We start from the raw sequence: 1,079 nt of genomic DNA, 5'->3' as shown, positions 1-1,079 counted from the left end.
TCCACCATTACGCGAACGCGGCGGAGACATCGTCGGATTAGCCAAACACTTTATTGCGCACCGCAACGCTAACGAATCCAAAACCAAGACGATTCTCGACTCGGCAATCCAAAAAATCGCCATGCACGATTGGCCTGGCAACGTTCGAGAACTCAAACACACCATCGAGCGAGCGTTCATTCTCGCCGACGATACCATTAAAGATGAACATCTGATTTTCGATACGCCGCCACTAGAAACTGGCACCCGATTAGAAGATATGGTGCCTGCTGGCGTATCGTTAGAAGAGCTGGAAAAAGCCGCTATTCTCAATACGCTTGAAGAGAATCAAGGCAACAAAACGGAATCGGCTCAGGAGCTGGGTATCAGCGTTAAAACGCTGTACAACAAGCTCGAAAAGTATCAAGACGAGTAAACACACCGCAAATAGCAAAAGAGCACTGAATTCAATTCAGTGCTCTTTTTCGTCGTCTCTTTCTATCTTTGCATGCAGCGCTGGATTACACCCACTGACCTGCCACAAAACCACTCGACCAGCACCATTGGAAGTTATAGCCACCTAACCAACCGGTAACGTCCATCACTTCTCCGATGAAGTACAAGCCTTTGATGTTTTTACATTCCATGGTTTTAGAAGACAGGTGATCGGTATCCACACCACCCAAAGTCACTTCCGCCGTGCGGTAGCCTTCGGTGCCATTAGGTGCGATTGACCAGTTTTCTAAACGCTCCACCACGCTAGCAAGCTCTTTCGGGTTGAACTGCTTGAGAGGTTTATCCATCAGCTCTTTACGTTCAATCAGCACTTCCACTAAACGCTTTGGCAGCACTTTTGCTAGGGTGTTCTTTAGCGATTGATTTGGATGTTTCTCAAGGCTGCGCTCGAGCAGCAGAGCGATGTCTTCGTTAGGAACTAAGTTGATAGAAACTTTCTGACCCGCTTTCCAGAAAGAGGAAATTTGCAAAACCGAAGGGCCCGATAAGCCGCGGTGAGTAAACAACAGCGCTTCTTTGAACATGGTGCCGTCTTCGGCGGTAATTTCCGCAGGCACAGCAATGCCAGACAGTTCAGCAAAATC

The 1,079-nt window shown here is 48.1% G+C and carries 2 protein-coding genes; one reads left to right on the top strand and one right to left on the bottom strand.

Annotated elements, in window-relative coordinates; translation table 11 throughout:
* Positions 1-415 (top strand): helix-turn-helix domain-containing protein (locus R7035_RS25900; RefSeq protein ID WP_318146405.1); only part of this gene is annotated, 415 nt, incomplete at its 5' end.
* Between the two features lie 85 nt (positions 416-500).
* Here R7035_RS25900 and R7035_RS25895 read toward each other — a convergent pair.
* Positions 501-1,079, bottom strand: a 579-nt coding sequence (locus R7035_RS25895; RefSeq protein WP_318146404.1) for an aminoacetone oxidase family FAD-binding enzyme, incomplete at its 5' end; no start/stop codon positions are given.

The organism is Vibrio sp. 1731, assembly GCF_033339955.1.
Classification (GTDB): Bacteria; Pseudomonadota; Gammaproteobacteria; order Enterobacterales; family Vibrionaceae; genus Vibrio; species Vibrio alginolyticus.
Note: the sequence above shows the minus strand (reverse complement) of the source record. Positions and strands in the feature narration are given on the sequence as shown.